Below are 15,135 nucleotides of genomic sequence, written 5' to 3'. Positions count from 1 at the left end.
CGTGTCTTGCGGCTATTTTGGGTCAGGCGTGACGCTGACCCAAACGACAATGAAGATCATAGGTGGGAGGGGGCTTGCCCCGATGGCGGTGGGTCAGTAGACAAACCTTTGACTGAACCACCGCTACCGGGGGCAAGCCCCCCTCCCACACAAGCCCACTCCACACATGATTGTGTGTCGTTGATCAGATTGCTTTAACGTCGATGATTTCAACGTCGAACGTCAAGGTTTTACCGGCCAACGGGTGATTGAAGTCGATGGTTACCTGCGCATCATCGAAAGCCTTGACCACACCAGGCAACTCGGTGTTCGCCGCATCGTTGAAGATCACCAGCAGGCCTTCCGACAGCTCCATATCCTGGAACTGCGAACGCGGGATGATCTGCACGTTTTGCGGGTTTGGCTGGCCAAAGGCGTTTTCCGGCAGGATCTGCAGGTTGCGCTTGTCGCCGGCCTTGAAACCGAACAGGGCCGCTTCGAAACCCGGCAGCAGGTTGCCATCACCCACCTTGAAGGTCGCCGGGGCTTTGTCGAACGTGCTGTCGACCGTGTCGCCATTCTCCAGGCGCAGTGCGAAATGCAAAGTGACTTCCGTGTTCTGGCCGATACGTTGTTCAGCCAATACCTGATCAGTCATTGACGGTCTCTCCGGTTTTCTTACTCTTGAACATATCCAGCGCCAGCATGATTGCACCGACGGTGATGGCGCTGTCGGCAAAGTTGAACGCCGGGAAGTACCAGCGGTTCTGCCAGTGCACCAGAATGAAGTCGATCACATGGCCCAGGGCAATGCGGTCGTACAAGTTGCCCAGCGCGCCGCCCAGCACCAGGGCCAAGGCGATCGCCAGCCAGGTGTCATCGCGGCCCAGGCGCTTGAGCCAGACCACCAGCACCGCACTGACCACCACGGCAATCAGGGCGAACAGCCAGCGCTGCCAGCCACCGCTGTCAGCGAGGAAACTGAAGGCGGCGCCGGTGTTGTAGGCCAGGGTCCAGCTGAAGTAATCCGGAATTACCACGATCTGCTGGAACATCTCCAGGGAACCCTCGAAATGAGCCTTGCTGACCTGGTCGATGACCAGTACCAGCACGCTCAGTACGAGCCAGCCCAGGCGTCCGAAACGATCCGCTGCATCAGGCATAGTGGCGAACCTCGCCAGCACCGCTGATGTTGTCGACGCAACGACCGCAGATTTCCGGATGCTCGGGGTTTACGCCAACGTCTTCACGACAGTGCCAGCAACGCGCGCACTTAGGGAACGCCGACTTGACCACTTTGAGCTTGAGGCCCGGTACTTCGGTGGCCACGGCATCCGCTGGAGCCTGGGCAAAGGGTGCCAGGCTGGCGGTGGACGTGATCAACACGAAGCGCAGTTCGTTGCTCAGCTTGGCCAGGTCGGCGGTCAGGCTTTCCTCGGCAAACAGGGTGACTTCGGCCTGCAGGTTGCCACCGACGGCCTTGGCCGCACGCTGGACTTCCAGTTCCTTGTTCACCGCGACCTTCACGGCCATCACGCCTTCCCAGTACTCGCGACCCAGCTCGAAGTCGGCCGGCAGTTCGGTCAGGCCTTCATACCAGGTGTTGAGCATCACGGACTCGTTACGCTCGCCCGGCAGGTACTCCCACAGTTCGTCGGCGGTGAAGGCCAGGATCGGTGCGATCCAGCGCACCAGCGCTTCGCTGATGTGGTACAGCGCGGTCTGCGCCGAACGGCGCGCCTTGCTGTTGGCGCCGGTGGTGTACTGGCGGTCCTTGATGATATCGAGGTAGAAACCACCCAGTTCCTGCACGCAGAAATTGTGGATCTTCGAGTACACGTTCCAGAAGCGGTATTCGCCGTAGTGCTCCTGCAACTCTCGCTGCAGCAACAGTGTACGGTCCACGGCCCAACGGTCCAGGGCGAGCATGTCCTCGGCCGGCAGGATGTCGGTGGCCGGGTTGAAACCGGTCAGGTTCGACAGCATGAAGCGTGCGGTATTGCGGATACGACGGTAGGCATCGGCGCTGCGGGCCAGGATCTGGTCCGACACGGCGATCTCGCCCGAGTAATCGGTCGAGGCTACCCACAGACGCATGATGTCGGCACCCAAGGTGTCGTTGATCTTTTTCGGTTCGATCACGTTCTTCAGCGACTTGGACATCTTGCGGCCCGTCTCGTCGACGGTGAAACCGTGGGTCAGCAGTTCGCGGTACGGGGCGTGGTCGTCGATGGCACAACCCGTCAGCAACGAGGAGTGGAACCAGCCACGGTGCTGGTCCGAGCCTTCCAGGTAGAGGTCCGCACGTGGGCCGTTCTCGTGGCCCATCGGGTGCGAGCCGCGCAATACGTGCCAGTGGGTAGTACCGGAGTCGAACCACACGTCGAGGGTGTCGCTGATCTTGTCGTACAGCGGCGCTTCGTCACCCAGCAGCTCGGCGGCATCCAGCTTGAACCAGGCTTCGATGCCTTCCTGTTCAACGCGTTGAGCCACGGTTTCCATCAGTTCGACAGTGCGAGGGTGCAGTTCGCCGCTTTCCTTGTTCAGGAAGAACGGGATCGGCACACCCCAGTTGCGCTGGCGGGAGATGCACCAGTCTGGACGATTGGCGATCATCGAGTGCAGGCGCGCCTGGCCCCAGGCCGGGACGAACTTGGTGTCTTCGATGGCTTTGAGCGAGCGCACACGCAGGGTGTCGCCGCTGGCGGGCTCTTTGTCCATGCCGATGAACCACTGCGCGGTGGCGCGGTAGATCAGCGGGGTCTTGTGGCGCCAGCAGTGCATATAGCTGTGCTGGATAGTCGCGGTTTGCATGAGTGCGCCGACTTCGCGCAGCTTGTCGATGATCGCCTGGTCGGCCTTGAAGATGAACTGGCCACCGAAGAACTCCAGCGAAGACGCATATACGCCATTGCTTTGCACCGGGTTGATGATGTCATCGTTCACCAGGCCGTACTTCTTGCAGATGACGAAGTCGTCCACGCCATAGGCAGGCGAGCAGTGAACCACGCCGGTACCGGAACCCAGCTCGACGTAGTCAGCCAGGTACACCGGCGACAGGCGGTCGTAGAACGGATGACGGAAGTTGATCAGTTCCAGCGCAGAGCCGGTCGTGGTGGCAATCACCGAGCCTTGCAGCTCGTAGCGGGCCAGGCAGGCCTCGACCATTTCTTCAGCCAGCACCAGCAGGCGATCACCAACGTCCACCAGGGCGTAGGTGAACTCCGGGTGCACGTTCAGTGCCTGGTTGGCCGGAATGGTCCACGGGGTGGTGGTCCAGATCACGATGGCGGCAGGCTTGGCCAGGCTCGACAGGCCGAAGGCCTCGGCGAGCTTGACGTCGTCGGCAACCGGGAAGGCCACGTCGATGGTCGAGGACTTCTTGTCTTCGTACTCGACTTCCGCTTCAGCCAGGGCCGAACCGCAGTCAAAGCACCAGTTCACGGGCTTGAGGCCCTTGAACACGAAACCGCCCTTGACGATTTCGGCCAAGGCGCGGATTTCACCGGCCTCGTTCTTGAAGTTCATGGTCTTGTACGGGTTGTCCCAATCGCCCAGCACGCCCAGGCGGATGAATTCGGACTTCTGCCCTTCGATCTGCTCGGTGGCGTAGGCGCGGCACAGCTCGCGGGTCTTGTCGGCGCCCAGGTTCTTGCCGTAGGTCACTTCGACTTTGTGTTCGATCGGCAGGCCATGGCAGTCCCAACCCGGAACATAAGGCGCGTCGAAACCCGAAAGGGTTTTCGAACGGATGATCATGTCCTTGAGAATCTTGTTCAGCGCATGACCGATGTGAATCGTGCCGTTGGCGTAAGGAGGGCCGTCGTGCAGAACGAATTTCGGACGATCCTTGCCAATTTCGCGCAACTTTCCGTACAGGCCAATACTGTCCCAGCGCTGCAGGATCTGCGGTTCGCGCTGTGGCAGGCCGGCCTTCATTGGGAAGGCGGTGTCCGGAAGGTTTAGCGTGGCTTTATAGTCGGTCATTTAAGGCTCTTCGGTTAGCGATGGGCGCTAGGTGCGGCTAGTGCACGGGCGGCGGCGACATCCGCATTGATCGCCGTTTTCAACGCCTCCAGGGAGGCGAAACGCTGCTCTTCACGCAGCTTCTGGTGGAAAACCACCGTCAAACGCCGGTCATACAGATCACCGGCAAAATCCAAAAGGTGAACTTCCAGGTGGGCCTTGCCATCACCTGCAACCGTGGGCCTGACACCTATATTGGCGACTCCCGGCCACGATTGGCCGTCGATATCGACGCTCACCAGGTAAACCCCGGTCAGCGGCACACGACGGCGCTTGAGTTGCACGTTGGCAGTTGGCGTACCCAGTTGGCGCGCCAGCTTCTGGCCGTGCAATACCCGCCCGGCAATACGGAACGGGCGACCGAGCAGACGCTCGGCCAAGGCGAAGTCGGCAGCGGCCAGGGCATTACGCACCTGGGTGCTGCTCACGCGCAGGCCGTCCAGTTCGACGGTTTGCGCGGCTTCGACGGTAAACCCCTGGGTGACACCGGCGTGTTGCAGGAAATCGAAATCGCCGACCCGGTCACAACCGAAACGGAAGTCGTCGCCGACCTCCAAATGCTGTACGCCCAGGCCATCGACCAGGATACGGTCGACAAACTCAGCGGCGCTGAGGCTCTGCAAACGCTGGTTGAAGGCCAGGCAGAGGACGCGGTCCACACCTTCGTCGGCCAGCAGTTGCAGCTTGTCCCGAAGGCGGGCCAGACGGGCCGGTGCCGTTTCCGGGGTAAAGTATTCCCGCGGCTGCGGCTCAAAAATCACCACGCAGCTGGGCACGCCCAACTCGACCGCACGCTCGCGCAGCCTTGCCAGGATAGCCTGGTGGCCACGGTGAACACCGTCAAAGTTGCCAATAGTGGCGACGCAGCCCCGATGCTGGGGGCGCAGGTTGTGGAGACCTCGAACCAGCTGCATAACGCGCTTCTTGCTCATAAAGTGGTCGATTATAACCACACCCGGCCCCGGATCACAGGCAACAGCGCAGGCCAAATGGGTCGAATCGATAAAACAATCGTTTTATCACGGCAAAGTCTCTATCCCAGCGACTTGCGATTGAAATCCCGCAGGCGGAAGCCCTGCAGCAGCAACATCCCGAAGTACACCACCACACCGGCGACGACAAGTACGCCAAGGCGCATGAAGCGCTCCAACATATGGCCTTGATCCCAGGCGGGCATGATGTGCATCAGCCCGAGCAGCACGGCCGACATCATCGCCACCGCTACCAGCAACTTGAGCGCAAACATCCCCCAGCCCGGCTGCGGTTGGAACATCTGCTGCTTACGCAGTTGATAAAACAGCAGGCCCGCATTGATACAGGCACCGGCGCTGATCGCCAAGGCAAGACCGGCGTGGGCCAGCGGGCCGATGAATACCAGGTTGAGCAGTTGCGTGACGATCAGCGTGAAGATTGCAATCTTCACCGGCGTGCGGATGTTTTGCTGGGCGTAGAAACCCGGCGCCAGCACTTTGATCACGATAATGCCGAGCAGGCCGACGGAGTAGGCAATCAACGCATGCTGGGTCATCAGGGCGTCGTGTGCATCGAATTGCCCGTACTGGAACAGCGACACCGTCAGCGGCTCAGCCAGGATTCCCAGCGCCAGGGAGCACGGCAACACCAGGACGAAACACAGGCGCAGCCCCCAGTCGAGAATGCGCGAGTACTCCTGGCGATCCTTGCTGGCGTAGGTACGCGCCAGGGTCGGCAGCAAAATCGTGCCCAGGGCAACGCCAAGCACGCCGGACGGCAGTTCCATCAGACGATCGGCGTAGTACATCCACGACACCGAGCCGGAGACCAGCAGCGAGGCAAACGCGGTGTTGATGATCAGGGAAATCTGACTGACCGACACACCGAGGATCGCCGGCAACATGTTGCGCATTACGCGCCAGACGCCTGTGTCCTTGAGGTTCAGGCGCGGCAGGACGAGCATGCCGATCTTTTTCAGGTGCGGCAGTTGGTACAGCAATTGCGCCAGCCCGCCTGCCAGGACCGCCCAGCCCAGGGCCATGACCGGCGGATCGAAGTACGGCGTAAGGAACAGCGCGAAGATAATCATGCTGACGTTCAGCAGGGTCGGCACGAAGGCCGGCACCGAGAAACGATTCCAGGTATTGAGGATCGCCCCGGCCAGGGAGGATAGGGAGATCAGCAATATATAAGGAAAGGTCACGCGCAACAGATCAGTGGTCAGCGCGAATTTTTCCGGGGTGTTGGCAAAACCGGGCGCCGTCGCCCAGATCACCCAGGGGGCGGCGAGCATGCCGGCGATGGTCACCAGCATCAATACCAGGGTGAGCAGGCCCGAGACGTAGGCAATAAAGGTACGGGTCGCCTCTTCGCCCTGCTGGGTCTTGTATTCAGCCAGGATCGGCACGAACGCCTGGGAAAATGCGCCCTCGGCGAAGATTCGCCGCAGCAGGTTGGGCAGCTTAAACGCTATAAAGAAGGCATCCGTGGCCATGCTGGCGCCAAAAATGCGCGCCAGCAGGGTGTCACGCACAAACCCCAAAACCCGGGAGATCATCGTGATAGAGCTGACGGCGGCCAACGATTTGAGCAGATTCATTGAAAGAGTTTGCGCCTATAGATAAAGAGCAGGCGAACTAAGCGCCTACATATGCGATACTGCGCGCCTGCAACAGCACAGAGCCAAAGCTCGCGAGTTTACAGGTCAAGCGCCGGAAATAAATCACCCGCCTCTTCAGATCGACCACTCAGCAGTTCGCATCAGCCGCCCTTGACAACCCATCAAGTCATCGGCATGATTCGCGGCCTATTTTGTTTGCTATTTCCTAAAAAGTCTTTCGAGGAGCTCGACGGTGGCCAACACACCTTCCGCCAAAAAACGTGCAAAACAGGCTGAGAAGCGTCGCAGCCACAACGCCAGCCTGCGTTCCATGGTTCGTACCTACATCAAGAATGTAGTTAAAGCCATCGACACCAAAGACGCTGAAAAAGCCCAAGCTGCTTACGTTCTGGCAGTGCCGGTTATCGACCGTATGGCCGATAAAGGCATCATCCACAAGAACAAGGCCGCTCGTCATAAGAGCCGCCTGAATGGCCACATCAAGGCTCTGAGCGTTGCTGCAGCAGCCTAAGTGGTAAGAACTGCCACGTAACCCCGGTTGCGTAACAGTTAAGAAATGCCCCGTACCGAAAGGTCCGGGGCATTTTTGTTTGTGCCTGAAAAGTCCTGGCCGTGATCTGTGGCAAGCCCGCTCGCCAAAAAAACGGGGAATTCTGGGCAAAAAAACGCCCCGAACCAGTCGGGGCATTTTTGCTACCACCTGATCAGTGCATCAATCAGTGGTGGTGACCGCCTTCACCGTGGACGTGGCCGTGAGCCACTTCTTCCTGGGAAGCGTCGCGGATGGCGACGATCTTCACTTGGAAGTTCAGGCGCTGGCCTGCCAGGGGGTGGTTGCCGTCGACAGTCACATCGTCGCCGTCCAGATCACGGATGGTGACGATCTGCATTTGGCCGTCCGGCGCGGAAGCGTGGAACTGCATGCCCACTTCCAACTCGTCGACGCCTTCGAACATGCTGCGGCTCAGGGTGCTGACCAGTTCGGCGGAGTATTCGCCGTAGGCATCTTCAGGCTCTACGGCCACGGTCAGTTCATCACCAACCTGTTTGCCTTCCAGCGCCTTTTCCAGGCCCGGGATGATATTACCTGCGCCTTGCAGGTAGACCAGCGGCGCGCCGCCGGCTGAGCTGTCGATGACCTCACCAGCGTCGTTGGTCAGGGTATAGTCGATGGAGACAGCCTTGTTAGCGGCGATCGTCATGGGGCGAGACCTTTTGCATAAGAATGAAGAACGGACAAGTCTAAACAAGGATTTGCCCGAAAGCGAACAGAACCCGGACGGACGGGACCGATCAACGGCCTCGTTCATCATCGGCTTCCACCAGGACGACGACCTGCACTGGGTTGCCGAGCTGTCCTGTGGACACACCCAGCACCTGCGCCACCAGCCGCCCTGGCAGTCTCGTGTCTGGGTGCTGGAGCCCACGCAACGCCTTGAAAAAATAGGCCAGCCCTTTGCCTGCGGCTGGTGTGCGCAGGAGCGCGAATAACGATAACCTTGGCGCCTGATTCCCGGTAGGCACTCAACCATAGAGCGCCACCGAAGCCATGCACCTCCAGAGAATTCGCATGCAGACTTTTTTTATCGCGCCCACCGATTTTGGTGTGGGTCTGACCTCCATCAGCCTCGGGCTGGTGCGTACCCTTGAGCGGGCCGGGCTGAAAGTCGGGTTCTTCAAGCCGATTGCCCAGCCGCACCCCGGCGATACCGGCCCCGAGCGTTCCACCGAACTGGTGGCCCGCACCCACGGCCTGAAACCGCCCCAACCTCTCGGCCTGGCCCACGTAGAGCGCATGCTCGGCGATGGCCAGCTCGACGAGTTGCTTGAAGAAATCATCACCCTTTACCAACAGGCTGCCGTGGGCAAGGACGTGCTGATCGTCGAAGGCATGGTGCCGACCCGCAGCGCCAGCTACGCGGCCCGGGTCAACCTGCACCTGGCCAAGAGCCTGGATGCGGAGGTGATCCTGGTTTCCGCTCCGGAAAATGAAGTACTCACCGAACTCTCCGGCCGCGTGGAATTGCAGGCCCAGTTGTTCGGTGGCCCGAAAGACCCGAAAGTCCTCGGCGTGATCCTGAATAAGGTGCGCACCGACGAAAGCATGGAGGCCTTCTCGGCCCGCCTGAAAGAACATTCGCCGTTATTGCGCAGCGGCGATTTCCGCCTGCTGGGCTGCATCCCCTACCAGCCGGAACTCAACGCGCCGCGCACCCGCGACGTGGCCGACCTGATGGGCGCGCAAATCCTCAATGCCGGCGACTACGAAACCCGACGCATGACCAAGATCATCATCTGCGCGCGCACCATGCGTAACACCGTGGAGCTGCTCAAGCCCGGGGTACTGGTGGTAACCCCCGGCGACCGTGACGACATCATCCTCGCCGTCAGCCTGGCCGCGATCAACGGCGTGCCCCTGGCCGGCCTGCTGCTGACCAGCGATACCCTGCCCGACCCGCGCATCATGGATCTGTGCCGCGGCGCGTTCCAGGCTGGGCTGCCGGTTTTGTCGGTGAGTACCGGTTCCTACGAAACCGCCAACCTGCTCAACAACCTCAACAAGGAAATCCCCATCGATGACCGCGAGCGCGCGGAGATCATCACCGATTTCGTCGCCAGCCACCTCGATGCGCGCTGGCTGCACCAGCGTTGCGGCACGCCACGGGAGATGCGCCTGTCGCCGGCGGTGTTCCGCTACCAGTTGATCCAACGCGCCCAGGCGGCCAACAAACGCATTGTGCTGCCCGAGGGCAGCGAGCCATTGACCGTCCAAGCCGCCGCCATCTGCCAGGCCCGGGGCATCGCCCGCTGTGTGCTGCTGGCCAAGCCGGCTGACGTGGAAGCGGTCGCCCGCGCCCAAGGCATTGAATTGCCCGAAGGCCTGGAGATTCTCGACCCGGACCTGATCCGCCAACGCTATGTCGAACCGATGGTGGCGTTGCGCAAGAGCAAAAGCCTCAACGCACCGATGGCCGAGCAGCAACTGGAAGACACCGTGGTAATCGCCACCATGATGCTGGCCCTGGACGAAGTGGACGGCCTGGTTTCCGGGGTTATCCACTCCACCGCCAACACTATTCGCCCGGCCCTGCAACTGATCAAGACCGCGCCGGGCTGCACCTTGGTGTCGTCAGTGTTCTTCATGCTGTTCCCCGAACAAGTGCTGGTGTACGGCGACTGCGTGATGAACCCGCACCCAAGCGCTGCCGAGCTGGCGGAAATCGCCCTGCAAAGCGCTGAATCGGCGGCCGCGTTCGGTATCACCCCGCGGGTGGCGATGATCAGCTATTCCAGCGGCGACTCGGCCAGCGGCGAAGAAGTGGAAAAAGTCCGCGAAGCCACCCTGCTCGCCCACGAACAGCAAAGCTCGCTGCTGATCGACGGCCCGTTGCAATACGACGCCGCCGCCAACGAAAACGTCGCCCGGCAACTGGCGCCCGACAGCCTGGTAGCCGGCAAGGCCACCGTGTTCGTATTCCCCGACCTGAACACCGGCAACACCACCCACAAGGCGGTACAACGCAGCGCCGATTGCGTCAGCCTGGGGCCGATGCTCCAAGGCCTGCGCAAGCCGGTGAATGACCTGCCGCGCGGCGCCCAAGTGGATGACATCGTGTACACCATCGCCCTGACGGCGATTCAAGCCGCCAACCGACCTATGGATATCTAAATGCTGGATTTTCTACCTGCCGCCGCGCGCGGGGTGATCGCTTCGCTGTTGTTGGCGCTGAATACGATCCTGTTGTGTTCGTTCCTGTTTGTCGTCGCGCTGTTCAAGGCGCTGCCGTTCGCCAAGCGCTTCAGCGAGTGGCTGATGAACCACACCCATGAAGCCTGGGTCACCAACAACAAGGGTTGGATGAACCTGGTGCGCCGCACCCGTTGGCACCTTAAAGGCCTTGAAGGCCTGGACTACCAGCACTCGTACCTGGTGACCAGCAACCACCAGAGCTGGGTCGACATCATGGTGCTGCAATACGTGCTCAATCGACGGATTCGCCCGCTCAAGTTTTTCCTCAAGCAGGAGCTGATCTGGGTGCCGGTGATTGGCCTGGCATGGTGGGCGCTGGGTTTTCCTTTCATGAAGCGCTACACCAAGGCCTACCTGGAAAAACACCCGGAGAAGAAAGGCAAAGACCTGGAAACCACCCGCAAGACCTGCGCGAAGTTTCGTGACAACCCGGTAGGTATTTTCAACTTTGCCGAAGGCACGCGCTTTACGCCGGGCAAGCACGCGCAGCAGAACTCGCCGTTTCGCTACCTGCTCAAGCCCAAGGCCGGTGGTATCGCATTTGTCCTGGATGCCATGGGTGAACAGTTGAAGTCACTGGTCAACGTGACCATCCACTATCCCGCCGGACGCCCGGGGTATTGGGACTTGCTGTGCGGGAATGTGCAGGACGTGGTGGTGCAGTTTGAAGAGGTGCCGATTCCGGCCGAGTTCATTGGCAAGAATTATGAGCAGGATGGGGAGTACAGGACGGCGTTCCAGGGTTGGATCAACACGCTATGGGAAGATAAGGATGCGCTGCTGGACAGGCTCCACACCGAATACCCAGACAAACATTGATCAAACTGTGGGAGGGGGCTTGCCCCCGATGGCAGTGTGTCAGTCAGTACATGCTTTACTGACCCACCGCTATCGGGGGCAAGCCCCCTCTCACAGTTGACCGCGCTCGATCTTGAATTAGATCGCGCCGCGCTTACGCAACAGCTCCAGCACTTGCTTGACGCTGTCTTCCAGGGACAGTGCCTGGGTGTCGATCACCAGGTCGGCATTCAACGGCACGTCGTAAGGGAACGACTCGCCCGGGATATTATCCCCACCCGCCGCGTACAACCCTTGCGGATCACGCTCAGCGCACACCAGCGGCGATGCCTGCACGTAGACCGTCAGCAAGCGATCGGCACCGATCAGCGCCTTGGCCTGTTCACGCCCTTCGGCGTCCGGTGCAACGAACGCGGCCAGGGTCAGCAGGCCGGCTTCGTTGAACTGGCGCGCGACATGCGCCGCACGACGCCAGTTCTCGGTACGCCCGACACGGTCCTGCGGCAGGCCTTTGTTGAGGTCGTGACGCAGGTTCTGGCCATCCAGTACGAACACTGCACGGCCCATGTCGAACAGCCTGCGCTCAACCGCGTAGGCCAAGGTGCTTTTACCTGCGCCTGACAGGCCGCTGAACAACACGGTGGCAGGCTGCTGACCGAAACGCTGCGCGCGCTCTTCGGTGGACACGTGGGCCAACTTGCCATGCTGCGCCGCACTGCCGTGGGTCACGGGCGGTGCGATGATCATGCCTGCGGCCACGGTGCCGTTGGTCAAGCGGTCGATGACGATAAACGCGCCGGTGGTGCGGTTGCTCGCATAGCCGTCCAGCGCAATGGCGGTGTCAAGGCTGACCTTGACCCGGCCGATCTCGTTCAATTGCAGAGCACTTGCCGGGCCTTCGGCCAGGGTGTTCACGTCCACACGGTGCACGATGCTGGTGATGGAGCCCGGCACGTAGCTGGTGGCACGCTTGATGTCGTATTTCTTGCCCGGCAGCATCGGCTCTTCAGCCATCCACACCAGCATGGCGTCAAAAGCGTCGGTGACTTGCGGCACGTTGTCGGCATGCACCAGCAGGTCGCCACGGGAGATGTCGATCTCGTCTTCCATGGTCAGGGTCACGGCCTGGCCGGGGCCTGCGTGTTCCAGTTCACCTTCGAAGGTGACGATGGATTTGACGCGACTGCTCTTGCCTGACGGCAGCACCACGACTTCGTCGCCCTTGTGCACAATGCCGCTGGCCAGGGTGCCGGCAAACCCGCGGAAGTTCAGGTTCGGACGGTTGACGTACTGCACCGGGAAACGCAGGTCGGTGTAGTTGCGATCATTGGCGATCTCGACAGTCTCGAGGATCTCCATCAGGGACTGGCCGGTGTACCAAGGCGAGCGCTCGCTCTTGTTCACCACGTTGTCGCCCTTGAGGGCCGACATCGGCACGAACGCCATGGTGCTCGGCTTGAAGGCGATGCCATCGGCGAACTTCAGGTAGTCGGCCTTGATCTGCTCGAACACGCGCTCGTCGAAGCCGTTGAGGTCCATCTTGTTGATGGCGATCACGATGTGCTTGATGCCCAGCAACGAGGCAATGAAGCTGTGGCGACGGGTCTGGGTCTGCACGCCGTAGCGCGCGTCCACCAGGATGATCGCCAGGTCACAGGTGGATGCACCGGTGGCCATGTTGCGGGTGTACTGCTCATGGCCGGGGGTGTCGGCGATGATGAATTTGCGCTTGGCGGTGGAGAAGTAGCGGTAGGCGACATCGATGGTGATGCCCTGCTCACGCTCGGCCTGCAGGCCATCGACCAGCAAGGCCAGGTCGATGTCGTCACCGGTGGTGCCGACCTTCTTCGAATCGCGGGTGATGGCTTCCAGGTGATCTTCGTAGATCATCTTGGAGTCGTGCAGCAGGCGCCCGATCAGGGTGCTCTTGCCGTCGTCGACGTTGCCGCAGGTCAGGAAGCGCAACATTTCCTTGCGCTCGTGCTGGCCCAGGTAGGCGAGGATGTCCTCGCTGATCAAATCAGATTGATGCGACATTGGTGACAACCCCTTAGAAATAACCCTGACGTTTCTTGTCTTCCATCGAGCCTGCGCCATCGTGGTCGATGACCCGGCCCTGGCGCTCGGAAGTTCGCGTCAGGAGCATTTCCTGAATGATGTCCGTCAGCGTCTCGGCTTCGGACTCCACCGCGCCCGTCAACGGGTAGCAGCCAAGGGTACGGAAACGTACTTTCTTTTTGACGATGCGGGCTTTGTCTTCGTCGGACAAGTGCTCAAGGATGCGGTCGTCGTCGATCATGATCAGCGTGCCGTTCTTCTCGATCACGTCGCGCTCGGCGGCGAAGTACAGCGGCACGATCGGGATACCTTCCAGGTAGATGTACTGCCAGATATCCAGCTCGGTCCAGTTGGACAGCGGGAACACACGGATCGACTCGCCCTTGTTGACGTTGCCGTTGTAGACGTTCCACAACTCCGGGCGCTGGTTCTTCGGGTCCCAGCGGTGCTTGCTGTCACGGAACGAGTACACGCGCTCTTTGGCACGGGATTTCTCTTCATCGCGACGGGCACCGCCAAAGGCTGCGTCGAAACCATATTTGTCCAGAGCCTGCTTGAGGCCCTCGGTCTTCATGATGTCGGTGTGCTTGGCACTGCCGTGGGTAAACGGGTTGATGCCCTGCGCCACGCCGTCCGGGTTGACATGGGTGATCAACTCCAGGCCCAGCTCTTCAACCATGCGGTCGCGGAACCGGTACATTTCCTGGAACTTCCACTGGGTGTCGACGTGCATCACCGGGAACGGCAGCTTGCCCGGGAAGAACGCCTTGCGTGCCAGGTGCAGCATCACGGCGGAGTCTTTACCGATCGAGTAGAGCATCACCGGGTTGTCGAACTCGGCGGCGACCTCGCGGATGATGTGGATGCTTTCCGCCTCCAGCTGTTTCAGATGCGTCAGTTTGTCGACCATGGCTACTCACGGAAAAACGATCTTATGGACGGCCTGCGGGCCGTGTTCGAGCGGGGCATGCTAGCACAGCACCTTCTTCTATTCAGGGAGCGATCTAGATCGAAACGGTATATGAATATACTCCCAGGTTTGACTCATCCGACTCATGAACATCGCCCTACCTCCCACCGGGTTGATGGGGGTTAGTCAGATCGGGTTGGGGCAATCGATGAACAGGTGCTCCAGGGCGAAACGCCGCGCCAGGTAATCGCCCAGCGCCTGCACACCATAGCGCTCGGTGGCGTGATGGCCGGCCGCGATAAAGCTGATGTCGTTTTCCCGCGCGCTGTGGAAGGTCTGCTCGGAGGCTTCGCCGCTCAGGAACAAGTCGACACCGGCGGCAATCGCCTGGTCGATATAGCCCTGGCCGCCGCCCGTGCACCAACCGACGCGGCGGATCATCTCGCTGCCTTCGATCAACAGGGGCTCACGGCCCATGACATCCTGCACGCGTCGGGCGAAATCGCGGGGCGACAGGGGTTCGGCCAGGGACCCGACCAGGCCGACGATCTTGAGGTTGTCGGGGTCCAGCGGGCCTTCGACGGTGATGTCCAGTTGACGCGCCAGTTGCACGTTATTGCCGACGTCTGCGTGCAGGTCCAGCGGCAGGTGATAGGCCAGCAGGCTGATGTCGTGCTTGAGCAGGGTTTTCAAGCGGCGTTGCTTCATGCCGGTGACGCAGGGGTTCTCGCCCTTCCAGAAATACCCGTGGTGCACCAGCACCAGGTCGGCCTGCGCCTCGACGGCAGCATCCAGCAATGCCTGGCTGGCGGTCACGCCGCTGACGATGCGCATCACTTGCGGACGCCCCTCTACCTGCAGGCCATTGGGGCAGTAATCGGCAATTCTTGCGCTGCCAAGGTAGCGGTCCGCTTCCTCGACGAGGGTGCTCAAAGCAACGGCCATAAAAGACTCCTAAATATCCCGTTCAGAGGCGCTCGCAGCCTCGTATAATGCGCGACATTATGGGCGCTCTCCCGC

At 60.7% G+C, this 15,135-nt stretch carries 13 protein-coding genes; 4 read left to right on the top strand and 9 right to left on the bottom strand.

The genetic code is table 11. From position 1 onward, the window contains the following. Positions 1-184: 184 nt before the first annotated feature. The 5 genes from fkpB to murJ form a co-directional block, all read right to left on the bottom strand. A complete protein-coding gene (fkpB, locus tag AC1Q6I_RS19990; protein ID WP_172831370.1) occupies positions 185-622 on the bottom strand; it encodes an FKBP-type peptidyl-prolyl cis-trans isomerase in 438 nt (145 codons plus the stop codon). Between the two features lie 7 nt (positions 623-629). Further along, positions 630-1,142: a signal peptidase II gene (lspA, locus tag AC1Q6I_RS19985; RefSeq protein ID WP_024073330.1), complete on the bottom strand. Its 513-nt coding sequence runs from the start codon at positions 1,140-1,142 to the stop codon at positions 630-632. Then, complete coding sequence (ileS, locus tag AC1Q6I_RS19980) at positions 1,135-3,966, bottom strand: isoleucine--tRNA ligase (RefSeq protein ID WP_102624664.1); 2,832 nt, start codon at positions 3,964-3,966, stop codon at positions 1,135-1,137. The genes lspA and ileS overlap by 8 nt, the downstream gene beginning before the upstream one ends. A 14-nt stretch (positions 3,967-3,980) precedes the next feature. Next, positions 3,981-4,919, bottom strand: a complete 939-nt coding sequence (gene ribF / locus AC1Q6I_RS19975; protein ID WP_024073328.1) for a bifunctional riboflavin kinase/FAD synthetase — start codon at positions 4,917-4,919, stop codon at positions 3,981-3,983. Positions 4,920-5,038: 119 nt separating this feature from the next. Then, entirely contained in the window at positions 5,039-6,577 is a 1,539-nt protein-coding gene (gene murJ, locus AC1Q6I_RS19970) for a murein biosynthesis integral membrane protein MurJ (protein ID WP_069075208.1), read from the bottom strand. A 253-nt stretch (positions 6,578-6,830) separates the two neighbouring features. On the opposite strand from murJ, the gene rpsT reads away from it, so the two are divergent. Further along, complete coding sequence (gene rpsT / locus AC1Q6I_RS19965) at positions 6,831-7,109, top strand: 30S ribosomal protein S20 (RefSeq protein ID WP_016976313.1); 279 nt, start codon at positions 6,831-6,833, stop codon at positions 7,107-7,109. A gap of 205 nt (positions 7,110-7,314) precedes the next feature. Here the strand turns inward: rpsT and AC1Q6I_RS19960 are convergent, their stop codons facing one another. Further along, the gene (locus AC1Q6I_RS19960) at positions 7,315-7,800 is read right to left on the bottom strand and encodes an FKBP-type peptidyl-prolyl cis-trans isomerase (RefSeq protein WP_012722137.1); all 486 of its coding nucleotides are present in this window, start codon (positions 7,798-7,800) and stop codon (positions 7,315-7,317) included. Here AC1Q6I_RS19960 and AC1Q6I_RS19955 point away from each other — a divergent pair. The 3 genes from AC1Q6I_RS19955 to yihG all read left to right on the top strand — a co-directional run bounded on the left by AC1Q6I_RS19955 (position 7,799) and on the right by yihG (position 11,168). Next, entirely contained in the window at positions 7,799-8,089 is a 291-nt protein-coding gene (locus AC1Q6I_RS19955; RefSeq protein ID WP_102624665.1) for a DUF3565 domain-containing protein, read from the top strand. The two genes, AC1Q6I_RS19960 and AC1Q6I_RS19955, sit on opposite strands and share 2 nt — an antisense overlap. A gap of 79 nt (positions 8,090-8,168) precedes the next feature. After that, the gene (gene pta / locus AC1Q6I_RS19950) at positions 8,169-10,268 is read left to right on the top strand and encodes a phosphate acetyltransferase (RefSeq protein ID WP_024073325.1); all 2,100 of its coding nucleotides are present in this window, start codon (positions 8,169-8,171) and stop codon (positions 10,266-10,268) included. After that, positions 10,269-11,168: a 1-acylglycerol-3-phosphate O-acyltransferase, YihG family gene (yihG, locus tag AC1Q6I_RS19945; RefSeq protein ID WP_024073324.1), complete on the top strand. Its 900-nt coding sequence runs from the start codon at positions 10,269-10,271 to the stop codon at positions 11,166-11,168. Between the two features lie 117 nt (positions 11,169-11,285). Here yihG and cysN read toward each other — a convergent pair whose 3' ends face one another. The 3 genes from cysN to AC1Q6I_RS19930 all read right to left on the bottom strand — a co-directional run bounded on the left by cysN (position 11,286) and on the right by AC1Q6I_RS19930 (position 15,060). Continuing rightward, positions 11,286-13,184 carry a sulfate adenylyltransferase subunit CysN gene (cysN, locus tag AC1Q6I_RS19940; protein ID WP_102624666.1) on the bottom strand — a complete coding sequence of 633 codons (1,899 nt, stop codon included), beginning with the start codon at positions 13,182-13,184 and terminating at the stop codon, positions 11,286-11,288. Positions 13,185-13,197: 13 nt separating this feature from the next. Next, positions 13,198-14,115, bottom strand: a complete 918-nt coding sequence (gene cysD, locus AC1Q6I_RS19935) for a sulfate adenylyltransferase subunit CysD (RefSeq protein WP_024073322.1) — start codon at positions 14,113-14,115, stop codon at positions 13,198-13,200. A 186-nt stretch (positions 14,116-14,301) separates the two neighbouring features. Further along, a complete protein-coding gene (locus AC1Q6I_RS19930) occupies positions 14,302-15,060 on the bottom strand; it encodes a Nif3-like dinuclear metal center hexameric protein (RefSeq protein ID WP_024073321.1) in 759 nt (252 codons plus the stop codon). Positions 15,061-15,135 lie beyond the last annotated feature (75 nt).

Source organism: Pseudomonas sp. MPR-R2A5 (genome assembly GCF_058793055.1).
This window is presented reverse-complemented; position numbering and strand designations above follow the sequence as displayed.